Origin of the sequence: Pseudanabaena sp. Chao 1811 (assembly GCF_027942295.1) — a bacterium.
Taxonomy (GTDB): Bacteria; Cyanobacteriota; Cyanobacteriia; order Pseudanabaenales; family Pseudanabaenaceae; genus Pseudanabaena.
The window spans coordinates 3504959-3517688 of sequence record NZ_CP101416.1; the positions used below are offsets into that span (position 1 = coordinate 3504959).

A 12730-nucleotide genomic window follows, 5' to 3' on the forward strand; every position below is an offset into this window, starting at 1 on the left:
GATACTATCTAGAATCTGATAAATTTTATCTCGAAACCTTCAATCTAGACCTTTATTTATTGACCTTGATTGTAAATTAAACTTGAATTTCATTGCTTTAGTATTTTGCGCGAAAATATAAGTATCTACAATCCTAGGAAGTTAGTCAAAAGATAGATGAAAGTTAGGAGAATGTTAGTTATATGTTACTTGAGAGGTTATTAAAAGGTTACTTGTTATAATTGATACAAATATCATAGCAATCCCTAATGGTTTATATAAGCGTACACTGAAGAAGTATATTTCCATAAATCCCAAGCTATATAAATAATTTAGAACTACTATAAGAGTATTTTTCTAGGAATGTTCTCAAACAATTCTAATGTTATCACCCAGTATTTTTAAATACATTTAGGTTGATTTGACCAAATCCAATTAGGAGCTAGTGACTTAGATACTAATGAAACCCTACCCGATTTATCTACTATCCATCCCTCTATCTCAACTATGCGATCAAGTGGGGAATCTTGAAAGTAATCTTGATTTTGTGTTGACGAAGTAATTTCAGAACTGTGGACATTTTGATTGCTTTGTGCAGATGATTGAGCATTACTAACTGAGCCAACATTAGCTAAAATTTGTGTGGTTCTATAAATTGTATCTGAAGGGCTAGGTGGTAGTCCACCACGACCTGTTATAAAAAATTTACTCCCTGTATTATCGGCAACACAACGTTGAGAGATTAACTTACTAGAATCAGTTACATCCACAGGTAATTTACCAAGTCCTTTGCTCGGATCTACACCAGGAGTATTGATTGTAACAGTTCCATTTATGCCAAACTGAGAACTTGCGGTAATGTCACTTAAAGGAGTTAGTTGAGGGCGGTATTCTAATCCAAAGATTCCTTGAGTGGTAATTGCAATATTTCCTCCTCTACCTTTGAATGCATTTGCTGTAATATCACTATTTTCTGTAGCAAAAGCTAGAACAAAGTTGGCGCTTAGATCAATGTTTCCACCATTACCATTATTACCTGCGGTAGCACTTACAAGACTGGCATTCCTAAGCCAAAATAAATCCTTTACTTGTAAAGTAATATTTCCTCCGTTCCCATTGGCAGTTTCGGCAGTAATTGAGCTACTGTTAAGAGATAAAAGCCCAGCAAGCACTGTAATATTGCCACCATCACCTGAACCTAGACTGCTCACAGAAATTTTTGCTCCATTTGTTAATGTTACAACTTCAGGATCGATGAAAATAGAACCACTTTTGCCAGTTGTATTAACACTTGTTGATGCCGATATTCTAGCTCCATTGCTAAGAGATAGATTTTTGCTAACATAGATATTAATATTTCCTCCATTGCCAATAGCACCTGTTCTAACGGAGCCAAAAATACCACTGGTACTATTTATACCCAATAGAGTTCCTATACCATCAATTGTTAATGTGTTAGAAGTGATAGAAATCTGCCCTCCATCACCTTGTCCAGCTACCGCAGAGCTGATCTGCGTGCCGTTCACCAGAAATACATCTTTAGCTGTAATCTCTACATTGCCAGCATTTCCCTTGCCATTTGTATTTACCGATGATGAAACTAAGCTCCGATCAAAATTAGCAGTATCTCTAACTTTAATTGTAATATTGCCAGCATTACCGACTCCACTAGTGCCAGCATTAATTTGAGATTCATTATTGAGCGAAAGTAACTGAGAAATGACTGTTATATCTCCACCCAAGCCTTTCCCACCAGAATTAATTAAAGAAGAAATTTTACCTAAAGAATCAAATAGCACTGTTCCCAAAGCATCTATAGTCAAGCTTCCTGCTTTGCCTTGTCCAGTCACCGATGTACTGATTTGTGACCCATTAAGTAGTGACAGATTATTAGTATAGATATAAATATTACTACCTTGACTGTTAATATTTGTGCCTAAGACTTCTGTGCTAATTTGTGCGCCATTGGTTAAGGATAGGTTAGTAGTTTGGAGCTTGATTTGGTTACCGTTACCAGTTGCACCTGCGAGGATTTGACTATTGATACTGCTCTTATTACCATCAAGGCTAACCGAGTTTGCTAAAATGCTAATCTCTCCAACTTTACCGCTTCCTTCCGTACTAGAGGTGATTTGAGCGCCATTCTTAATGGATAAAGAATCTACTTTCTTGGATTGATTTTCTCCATTGATGATTATATTTCCGCTATTCCCTTGTGCAGTGTTAGTAAATGCTTGACTCCGAATTTCGGTTGTAGCATTGCCTAGGCTACCATCCAAATTGATAGCACCAGAAATGTTAAGCTGAATATCACCTGCGTTCGCTTTCCCAGAAGTACTAGTAACAATTTGAGAAGCAAATGTATTAGAGGTGTTTAAATTAAGTGAAGTTGCAGCAATATGAATCTTTCCACTGTTCCCATTACTATTGGAGGCTGTACTAGTGCTAAAAAGCTGTAGTCCTTGAGTAGAAATCGTCCCACTACTAATAAGATTAATCTGCCCCCCTAAATTAGTTCCATCTGCTTTGATTTGTACATTTTGACCCAAATTAATTTGGTTCTTGGCAAGTAAATCAATATTTCCTGCGTTTGCATCTGCCAAGGTAGAGCTAGTCAAAATAAGTGTGTTAGGTTGCATTACAATATTTGAGCGGGAATCTATATATAATGAGCCTCCATTCACTATAGAATTAATACTGCCTGTAGGGACTAAACTTATACCGGCTATTGGAAGAGTAGCCGGACCAGTTCCCGTGATCGTAATATCACTATTGCCTGTAAGGCTGGTATTTGGCATGTAATTATTAGTTAGTAGAACGACTGCATCAGGTCTTTGAATATTAATCTTTCCAATTGTAATTCCACTTTCCGTCGGATTTGAAGATGAAGATGGTATGACAGGAATAACTCGTGTTGTGAAGGCACTATTGAAGTAGCAACTTATACTATTACCATTAGCACAGGTTGGCCTTGAGCCTGTAGTTGTTGCAACTGGTGTTATACCAGATGTACCAATAATTGTTGAATCGACACCTGCCCGAATATCTAGCGTCGGCTTTGCACTTCCATCAATAATTAGGGACTTGCCACTAGATAGGGTGACATTAGCTAGAGATTGGGTTTGTGGATTATTGGGATTGATTGAGTTGTTAGTTGTATCAGCGTTGGTGATTTGAGCAGCTCCAATTGTGACCTTGCCACCTGCAATAATATGTAAAGATCTGCCTAAATACACACCGAGGTCTACATTGCCGGAAGAGCGAATTATAGGATCGGTTGGGCTTTCGAGGTTGCCAATAGAGCCATCTAATTTTTCAACACGGAAGTTGCCATTAGCATAGTAATGGGCATCACCGATGATGGTATTAGCGGAACGAAATACCATATCACTACCTGAGTAGAGTCCACTGTCGGGATGGTTGAGTATAAAAAGATCAATCAGACGATCGCCTTGGACTGTAAGTTTCTCTCCTGCGGATGCAATAAATGGACGCTCAGCAGTATCTCTTGCAATAACAGAATCTTTAGCAAGGAGATTCAAGTCGTTGATTGTGCCAATTTGACTACTATTTAGGATTAGATTGCGATTGGCACTAAATGTGGCAGTATTGGCGATCGCATCTTTAATTTCTATATCGCCAGTAATAGACTCTACTCGCAAATTACCCTGTAGAGCAGATAGAGTGCCATTACTGATCACATTCCCAGAGGATAGAGTTAAGTCTTTATTGACACTTAAGTTTCCATCATTGCGAATAAATGAGTTATTCTCTTTGCCATATTGCAAGCCAATGGGAGCGCTAACCGTTAGCAGTGGTGTAGATTGGGGATTAGTAGCACTAAATTCTTTTCCATCGGCAAACTTAATACTATTGGCAGTAGATGCTGTAAAGGAACCACCAATCTGTAACTGAGCATTTTTTCCAAAAATGATGCCATTAGGATTAATTAAAAACAGATTTGCCTGTCCATTAGCCTTGATTAATCCATCAATGTTAGAAATAGAGCTACCTGTAACACGACTAATGATATTGGTGACATCATTACCGTTATTAAAATATGCGGTGTTACCTGTTGGGACTGAAAACTGTTGAAAACTATGAAATTGGTTACCTCCAACCTGTGTTCCACCTGTAATATTGAAAGTGGTTCCCTGATTATTAACGATCGTATTAATAGGTAATGTCTTGTCACCAATGACTTGAGCGTGAAGTGGTGCGGCTGAGATTAGGCTACAGGCGATCGCTACAGTACTAAATCTGATGCTAGTTTCTTTCATGGTGAGTTGAAGGTATTCACTATTAAGCATTACTACTATTATTCGCGATAACTTATACCAAGCTATAAACCTTCATTTTAAATAATAATTTAAAAAATGAGAATTAGAAGAAGACTATTTCAGCAATTATGCTTATAAAAACTGTTTTTAATAAGACCTATATCGCCTAGACGGATCAGTTTCTGTAAATTTAGGCAACAAAATTCTAGGGGGAAATGATCAACAGTGGTTATTATCGCGATAAGCCCCTACAAAAAGAAATAAAATGTAACATTGTCCCCAAATTTAATCTATATGCGTTAGACTAATCTCCGTAAGGTAAAAGTATTCATCGGTTGTAGCAATTGTTTTCTGTACTGGCAGTTTTTTTCTGTTTCATCGTGACAAGCTTCTCTCCGACATCTCTAACTCTACATACTCATTGAATTCTTGGAGAAAGCATAATGTCTATTTACGTTGGTAACTTGTCCTATGAAGTTACTCAAGACCATTTAAAGCCAGTGTTTGAAGACTACGGCAAGGTCACTCGTGTTCATTTCCCTACAGATCGTGAAACTGGTCGCGCTCGCGGCTTTGCTTTCGTTGAAATGAGCCAAGACACCGAAGAAGATGCTGCAATCACAGCATTGGACGGTGCTGAGTGGATGGGTCGCGTCCTCAAAGTTAACAAGGCTAAGCCTCGCGAGAATAATGACTCGTTTGGCGGTGGTAACAGAGGCGGCGGCGGCGGTCGTGGCGGCTATGGCAAGTCCGGCGGCGGTCGTTACTAAATCTAAAAAATAAATACTGTCGAAAATCAGCAATATTTATTTCTTTAAAATAGAGCCAAAAGCTTAGCTTTTGGCTCTATTTTGCTATGCTATGCAAAAGTATGACGCTTAACGTAGGTTTAGCATGGATTTGCAACCATTAGGCATTGTTGTTCAGGGTTCCTTAAGCGATGGCTTAGAAGTGAGGCTGAATGGTGAAATTTCAGTCGAAGATATGCGCGTCGGTAAGTTTTTGGTGGTGCATGGTCGCCATACGCGCTTTTTCTGTATTCTCACCGATGTCACCCTTGGCACTGCTAGTCCGCGCATTCTCATGAATCCGCCTGATCCTGAGAACACTTTCTTAACTGAGATTTTGGCAGGAACAGGAACCTTTGGCACAATCAATCTAACGCCAATGTTAATGTTTGTGCCGTCTAATCCTTTTGATCTGCTAACGCAAAGGGCAAGTAGCGATCGCGTTAAAAAGACAAAGCGCAAAAAATCACCAGTTTATGAATCTGTAGAAGAAATCAGTGATTTTCAACTCCTGCCAGTAAAAACGATCCCCAGCCATTTCTCACAGGTATTTGATGCGACAGAGCGTGATTTTCGGATTGTGTTTGGTTGGGAAGATGATCCGCATAAGAGAAATTTTGCGATCGGGCAGCCGATTGATATGCCTGTACCGATTTGTCTTGACCTCGATCGCTTTGTAGAGCGCAGTAATGGCGTATTTGGGAAATCTGGCACTGGTAAATCATTTTTAACTCGGCTATTACTATCAGGGATCATTCGTAAGCAAGCCGCAGTGAATCTGATTTTTGATATGCACTCGGAATATGGGTGGGAAGCGGCGACTGAAGGTAAAAGATTTAGTACGGTTAAAGGTTTACGACAGCTATTTCCCGCACAGGTACAAATTTATACCCTCGATCCTGACTCGACAAGGAGGCGCGGGGTGCGTGACGCTCAGGAACTTTACATTAGTTATGATCAAATTGATGTTGAAGATTTAATGCTGATTCGTGACGAGTTAAATCTGTCGGAAGCAAGTTTAGAAAACGCAATTATTCTAAGAAATGAGTTTGGTAAGACTTGGATTTCGCGATTGTTGGCTATGACTAATTCGGAAATTCAAGAATTTTGCGAACAGAAAATGGGGAGTAAGTCCTCAATCATGGCGTTACAGCGGAAACTCACACGCCTTGATGATCTTAAATATTTGCGTCAGACTTGCCCCGAAAATTATATTAAGCGGATTCTTGATGCGATCGCTGCGGGTAAACATATCGTGATCGAGTTCGGCTCACAGTCCAATTTGCTCTCTTATATGTTGGCGACAAATATTATTACACGGCGGATTCATCATTCCTATGTGCAGCAAGCTGAGCGATTTTTGCAGACTAAGAATATTAGCGATCGCCCCCAACAGTTAACCATCACCATTGAAGAAGCACATCGTTTTCTGGCTCCGAATACGGCTAGACAAACGATTTTCGGAACGATTGCCCGTGAGATGCGGAAATATTTTGTAACTTTGCTAATTGTCGATCAGCGTCCTTCAGGCATTGATAATGAGGTAATGTCACAGATTGGAACCAGAATTACGGCTTTGCTCAATGATGAGAAAGATATTGATGCAATTTTTACGGGTGTAGCTGGTAGTGGTAATTTGCGAACAATTTTATCGAAACTAGATTCTAAGCAGCAAGCGTTAGTATTAGGTCATGCCGTACCAATGCCTGTTGTAGTCCAAACTCGCCCCTATGATGAGACTTTCTATCGCGAGATCGGAGAAGTCCCTTGGGAAGAAATTTCGACTCCAGAAGTTTTGCGAGTTGCCGAAGCAGCTAAAGCAGATTTAGGATTTTAATCACGAGAGATGTGGCGCTAAGCGCCACATCTCTCGTCTAAGTAATCATGAGGTTAAAAGATGACTAGTGTTGTGATAGAAAAATCTCAAGAACAAGCTAATCCCAATGCACAGGTAATTCCCAAACTGACTCTAGATGAGTTTTTGAGTTTGCCAGAAAATGATGAAAGTTATGAACTAGTTGATGGAGAGGCAATTAAGAAAGTGTCACCAAAGTTTTTTCATTCTTCTTTGACAACGGTATTTTGGGTTGATCTTTCAGCGTGGAGTGATGGAATTGGGAGCGTAAGAGTGGAATGGTCAGTAGTTTTGAAACGACGTGGTCAAGACTGGGTTCCTGTACCTGATTTACTTTATGTTTCTTATGATCGCCTTGCCTCAGATTGGCGTGAGGATGCGCCATGTCCAGTCTTGCCTGAGTTGGTGATCGAGATTGTCTCACCTGATCAGACATTTAATCAATTAGCACAGAAAGCAACCGATTATTTAAGTGCAGGTGTGGATCGGGTGTGGGTAGTTTACCCACCCATGCGAAGTATTACCGTGTTTTTCGGCGATCGCCCACCTGAGACTTATCGAGGCGATCGCCTATTAACGGATGAGTTGTTCCCTGATCTAGCAGTCACATCAGAACAGTTCTTTGTCAAAGCAGGTATTTAGCGGGCGGTACTGGAATTACGATTAAGTCGAAATACTAGAAATTGAGTGAATTGGCGATCGCTAAAATTATCATCACTTACCAAAATCAGACTTTGTGAACCATCGGCTAAACGGGGACCGATCGCCATTCCTTTTAAATTGTCTAATTTAATGCCAAGGATTGCTAAGTCTAGAACTAGTTTTTTGCGGATTGATCGCACGTTGGGGCTAGAGCGAAAGCTTTTAATTGATGAGGTGTCATCAGCACTGCCCGTAGCAATTTGCCAGATTTTCGCACTCAGTCCTGCTGTGCCATTGGATCGCTCAAGGGTGAGGAAATGTCCACCGCGATCGAGTGCGACCAGATCATTTACGCTGATTTGGGTAACAGGTAGAGTCATCGCTTCGACAGGATAACGATGCTCTGCGACGATTAGCGGTGCAATATTGCCAACTAGATAATGCAAAAATCGACTTTCCGATGGTTGGCTTTCATCGGATTGAGTATCCTGAGCTAGAGCATTTTCGGTAATTGTAAAAACGCGATAGGGATCGCCGATTGAGTCACGAATTACTGTGAGGGATTCAAAGCCAAGATTATCTCTTACTCCCTGTGGCTCCGATTTAGAAATCTGATTTTGGTTGGAATTTGATTCCTTTTTTGGCTCGAACAAATAGCGCTGAGGAATTGGTAAACTGCGTAGCCATTTACCTGTCAATAGATCGAACTCATCGATAAATGGCGGAATGTCTTTGCTAGTTACACCTTCACTGGAAATTAGTACCGTGCGATCGCCTGTTAAGGCAATTCCTTCGGGATCAACTTCGCCCTTAGGATAGGTATTGCCTGTTTTATCTTTGAGGAAGTCCACACCGATTACTTCCACATCCTCGAGATTAGGATGCTCTGGTTCAGAACTGAACTTCAACTTGAGAGCATAAAATCTCGCAGGCGCAAATTCACTGCGATCATCAGAAATTGCGTAGAAAGTATTTTCAAATCGATCATAAGTGAGTCCTGATAGCCCACCGACGGGCGTATTCTCAAACTCTTGTTTTGGTAATTTATACTCATTAATGAAGTCTAGCGATACCTTCAGAAAGGTGCGATCGCTTGCTGCTATAGCTGGTAAATGAGCAATGCTAAAGACTGTCAAAAATACGAAGCAGCAGCCAATTAATAACTTCCAAAACTTTTTCAATGAGAACATATACTTATTCACAGGATTCACAACTAGGACGCGCTACTAGATTTTCGTATGGTTCGATCGCAAAGGGAAGTTCGGGATTTGTCAATAAATGGCGATCGCACAAATCAAAAAGCTCTTGCTTTGACTGTACTAAGCGCATTCCCGCTAAAAACTTGCCTTCGGGATCGATGCCAGTACCAATAAAGTTCAAGAACTTCTTCAAACTATTTACATGGGATTTCTCCCTGAGCGTATCTTGGCAAGTAATCGCAAATAGATGCTGTATATATTTATAGACATCAGCAAGGGTAACTACTTGAACAGGTTTACCTGCAAAGCGATCGCGAATTTGTTGAAAGATCCAAGGATTGCGAATCGCCGATCGCCCGATCATCACTCCTGCCGCCCCTGTTTCTTGAATAACCTGTTCGGCTTTGAGGTAAGAAGTCACATTGCCATTGGCTAACACAGGACAATTAACAGTTTGTACGGCACGACGGATCAAGTCATAATGCACTTCGCCACGATATAACTCCTTAACCGTGCGCCCATGCAAGCTCAGCATATCAATTTGATATTGATTGATTAATTGTAGAAGTGTTTCAAAATTATCGGTCGAGTCAAAGCCTACGCGCATTTTCACCGTAAAGAGTCCCGAAATTTGCGATCGCAAAGCATCAAAAATCCGTTCAATGGTTTCAGGTTCGCGCAATAGTCCACCCCCAACATTTTTGCGATAGACACGCGGCGCAGGACAGCCAAGGTTGAGATCGATTCCTGCGATCGGGTATTTGGTAAGTTGCTGAGCAATCCGCAACATATCAGGAATGCTTTCGCCAATTAGCTGTGCAAATACGGGTCTACCCGTCGTATTACAGGTGATTGACTTGAGAATCTTTTTGTCGAGATTAGAGTTGGCATATACCCGAAAATATTCAGTCACGTAATAATCGGGACAGCCATATTCACTGAGCATTTGCATGAAGGCAAGATCGGTTACGTCCTGCATCGGGGCAAGGGCAGTCAGTGGTTGTCCAGATAAAATTGGAGATGGTAGAGGTCGGGAAGGCACAATTTTAGAAAGTGATTGTAATTTGAGACTAATCGGGTAAAAAACTATCTAGCAAAACTTCCTCAGAAGTATAGGGAGCTATATCTGGAAATACATCCAACCCTGTTTCCCTTGCAGCACTAATAATTGCCAGTTGATAGGCATCTTCAAAAACATCAGGAATTGCCGCTTTTAGACTAGGATTTTGCTTGAGGTGCTTTTGTAAACGTAATCTTTGTTCTTTAATAGTTAATTGCCAACTGCGCGATCGCTTACTAGGTTGAAATTGCCACTTCAAGAGGTGCATTAATAAAATTTCTAAACGGCTTTCTAACTCACGCCTTTCAGCACGCCCCATGTCTTCTATTTCTTCAGCTAAATGTTGAATATCAATTAATTGCAGTTGTCCTGTTCTGAGCAAATGAGATTGCTCCTGTGTCCAAGCATAAAAATCGCGATCGTAACTGTTGGACTGATTAGGATCTGTAGGATTTTCTCCAATGGTAGATAACTGCTTGATTGCGATCGCCATAGGTCTACACTAGCTAAGTTATAAACAAATTAACATATTAGTCTTCAAGTCTATGAGCGATCGCCCCACCCCCTATAACAGTAAAAAAGATCAGACAAGTGATTTCAGCCATTTGTCTGATTCTCCATATAGTTATGAACAGGGATCGCTCTTTAGTGAAGGAATCCAGCGTAGTTCGCGAGTTTATGACAGTGGCGCTAGTTACGAAATGGGAAGCCAGTCATTGCAGGTGTGGAAACAGGCGATCGCAAAGTATCAAGATTCCATCACCACAATGATCCCCGCAGTGCAAACTTCTCTATTTGACATCCCGTCTAGTCATTGCGATCCTGATGTAATTAACCCTTTCGGATTACCGATCCAACCTGCGGAATTCTATCGCTTACCTAGTGCCGATGCTGGCGATGCTTGTGTGTATTTTGTTATCGATTTAGTCGCACCAGCCCAATTACCCATGCTACTGTATATAGGAGAGACCTGTCGTTCTCATAAACGTTGGAAAGGGCTTCATGACTGTAAGAGATATCTCCTAAATTACCGAGAACTACACAATACCCATAATCTAACAACCCAAATTGTGATGACATTCTGGTGGGATGCTCCGTCATCCACAGTTGCTCGACAACGACTAGAAAGAAATTTAATTGCCAAATGGCGCTCGCCATTTAACAAAGAAAACTGGAGCTTTTGGGGAACTCCTTTCGTAAACTAAATCGTCTGTAATACCAGCTACCTAACATTTCAAGCAAGACATATGGCTCCTCGTAATTTGAATTCTGATCAAGATATTAGTGAATTATGGTTTACCAAATTCTTTATCGGCAGCATGATCTCTATCGCTTTTTTGACAATCCTTCTATCGTTTTTGCCATCGCCATCAGGATTACGAAACCAACCACCGAATAAGGTCTCGACTATCCCCACGAATCTATTACAAGAGATGACTTTGCAAGTTAGTTAAACATCATTCTCAAATCTGGAATATATCTGGAATATATACTTATCGAGATTTGTCAAAGAAGTTATGATGCCCCGCGTAGAGAAGTGAAATACATCATAACTGCATTGATCATTCTGCTTAATGTCCTAGTACTTTGAGGAAAACTTCTTCAGTTTGGGCAGCAAGTCGATCCCATGCAAAGCGATCTCTTAGCTCTGATTGGGCATTATTAACTAGAGTTTGGGCATATTCCTGATTACGCAAAATCTCAATTATTCCCTCTGCCAAAGAATTAGCATCATTAACTTGGGTGACACAACCTGTGACCCGATGACGCACCACCTCCGACAAACCACCTGTATTGGAAACTACAAGGGGAATCTTTGCAGCAAAACTTTCTAAGGCAACAATCCCAAAGGGTTCGTACAAGCTTGGGAAAACGGCACAATTGGCGATCGTTTGAAATTTCCAAAAGTCCGCATCTGCCATAAAACCTGTAAATAAAACTTTATGGTAAATTCCTAAATCCCAAGCTTGACGTTGCAATAGGATGGAATACGCATCGCCAGTGCCAATAATCACAAGGCGGACTTGATCATTCATCGCCGCAATTACTTTAGGCATTGCATTAAGCAACACATAAATCCCTTTTTCAAAGGTAATCCGTCCAACATAGTAAATGATTGCTTCTTCGGGTTTAGCATATTTCTCCCGAAGCGCGAGACGATCAAATTCTAGTTGATGGGCATCAATGATATTTTGCCAACGTTCAATACTCAATCCGTTGTAAACCACATCAGTTTTGATCACAGGGCAATCTAGCGCTCTTTGTAGTTCACCACGCATATATTCCGAACAAACAATCACTCTCTTGGCTGCTTGCGTTAATCTAATTTCTCTCTGATGGATATACCTTTGCGTATCATTATGAATCCCATTACACCTTCCGTATTCCGTAGCATGAATGGTGGCAACGAGCGGAATCTGAAATTCTGTAGTTAGGGCGATCGCAGTTTCTTCGACTAACCAATCATGGGCATGAATGATATCAATAGACTGCTGATCCAAAAATTTCCTAGCAGTTAAGAAATCTCTGGCAAATTTCAGCATATTGCAGTTCATTTGCACTACCCATTCAAAAAAATCATGATTTTTTTCAACAGGAACACGATGAACATGAATTCCATTGATAATTGCTTCTAATGGCTCATTTTCAACCGCAACGGTGATTAAATGTACTTCATGTCCGCGCTTAACAACTTCAGGATATAGCTCTGCTACATGACGAGAAATTCCTCCAATGATGCGCGGGGGGAATTCCCAAGCTAGAGCAAGAATACGCATGATATTTTAAGTAATGTTTGATAGGAACTAAGTAGCTATGCTTAGTTAACTATAAAGCCAAAAGAGGTTGTACCAAACCTTGTAGTTGTTACTAAGTCTTTATATTTTTGCAATACAACAAAATCACGCAAGGTCGCATCTTGCCTAGTT

The 12730-nt window shown here is 40.6% G+C and carries 10 protein-coding genes; 5 read left to right on the plus strand and 5 right to left on the minus strand.

All coding sequences use genetic code 11. The features are described from left to right. Positions 1–380: 380 nt before the first annotated feature. Positions 381–4259 (minus strand): two-partner secretion domain-containing protein, encoded by a 3879-nt coding sequence (locus NMG48_RS16070; protein ID WP_271252473.1) that lies wholly within the window; start codon positions 4257–4259, stop codon positions 381–383. Positions 4260–4702: 443 nt separating this feature from the next. Here NMG48_RS16070 and NMG48_RS16075 point away from each other — a divergent pair, with 443 nt between their 5' ends. From NMG48_RS16075 to NMG48_RS16085, 3 genes are all read left to right on the plus strand, one after another. Next, positions 4703–5029, plus strand: a complete 327-nt coding sequence (locus tag NMG48_RS16075; RefSeq protein WP_126387211.1) for an RNA recognition motif domain-containing protein — start codon at positions 4703–4705, stop codon at positions 5027–5029. 124 nt (positions 5030–5153) lie between these two features. Next, positions 5154–6884 carry a helicase HerA domain-containing protein gene (locus NMG48_RS16080; protein ID WP_271252474.1) on the plus strand — a complete coding sequence of 577 codons (1731 nt, stop codon included), beginning with the start codon at positions 5154–5156 and terminating at the stop codon, positions 6882–6884. Between the two features lie 60 nt (positions 6885–6944). Continuing rightward, positions 6945–7544 carry a Uma2 family endonuclease gene (locus tag NMG48_RS16085; RefSeq protein WP_271252475.1) on the plus strand — a complete coding sequence of 200 codons (600 nt, stop codon included), beginning with the start codon at positions 6945–6947 and terminating at the stop codon, positions 7542–7544. On the opposite strand, the gene NMG48_RS16090 is transcribed toward NMG48_RS16085, so the two are convergent. From NMG48_RS16090 to NMG48_RS16100, 3 genes are all read right to left on the minus strand, one after another. Further along, complete coding sequence (locus NMG48_RS16090; protein WP_271252476.1) at positions 7541–8734, minus strand: esterase-like activity of phytase family protein; 1194 nt, start codon at positions 8732–8734, stop codon at positions 7541–7543. The two genes, NMG48_RS16085 and NMG48_RS16090, sit on opposite strands and share 4 nt — an antisense overlap. 4 nt (positions 8735–8738) lie before the next feature. Beyond that, entirely contained in the window at positions 8739–9722 is a 984-nt protein-coding gene (locus NMG48_RS16095) for a tRNA dihydrouridine synthase (RefSeq protein WP_345961281.1), read from the minus strand. Positions 9723–9813: 91 nt separating this feature from the next. Continuing rightward, positions 9814–10296 (minus strand): DUF29 domain-containing protein, encoded by a 483-nt coding sequence (locus NMG48_RS16100; RefSeq protein ID WP_271252478.1) that lies wholly within the window; start codon positions 10294–10296, stop codon positions 9814–9816. A 52-nt stretch (positions 10297–10348) separates the two neighbouring features. Here NMG48_RS16100 and NMG48_RS16105 point away from each other — a divergent pair, with 52 nt between their 5' ends. After that, positions 10349–11008: a GIY-YIG nuclease family protein gene (locus NMG48_RS16105; protein ID WP_271252479.1), complete on the plus strand. Its 660-nt coding sequence runs from the start codon at positions 10349–10351 to the stop codon at positions 11006–11008. Between the two features lie 42 nt (positions 11009–11050). Further along, positions 11051–11257, plus strand: a complete 207-nt coding sequence (locus NMG48_RS16110) for a hypothetical protein (RefSeq protein WP_271252480.1) — start codon at positions 11051–11053, stop codon at positions 11255–11257. A gap of 117 nt (positions 11258–11374) precedes the next feature. Here the strand turns inward: NMG48_RS16110 and NMG48_RS16115 are convergent, their stop codons facing one another. Further along, positions 11375–12580 (minus strand): glycosyltransferase family 4 protein, encoded by a 1206-nt coding sequence (locus NMG48_RS16115; RefSeq protein ID WP_271252481.1) that lies wholly within the window; start codon positions 12578–12580, stop codon positions 11375–11377. Positions 12581–12730: the final 150 nt, after the last annotated feature.